The 263-nt window shown below is 66.9% G+C and carries 1 pseudogene; it reads left to right on the forward strand.

Annotated elements, in window-relative coordinates:
• Positions 1-263: pseudogene (locus tag CH341_RS34970) on the forward strand (hypothetical protein); the annotation flags it as partial.

The raw sequence follows: 263 nt of genomic DNA on the forward strand, positions 1-263 counted from the left end.
GCCCCTCGGCGGCATTTTGCCGGCGGCCCCGACCGGCAATGTGACAGAGGCGCCTTACCGGGCGGAGATCACCGAGCTCGGACGCAAGCATCCCGTCACCCGTGACCTGCCCGGCGGGGATACCTCGCCGCCAAGCTGGAGCCGCTGGTTCCGCCTCATCGATACGGTCGTGACGGCCGGCGATGTCGCCCTCAAAGGCGAGGACGGCAAACCGCTTCTGGTTCTCGCACATGAGAACGAAGGGCGCATCGCCATGCTTCTCT

Source organism: Rhodoplanes roseus, assembly GCF_003258865.1.
In the GTDB taxonomy this organism is placed as follows: domain Bacteria; phylum Pseudomonadota; class Alphaproteobacteria; order Rhizobiales; family Xanthobacteraceae; genus Rhodoplanes; species Rhodoplanes roseus.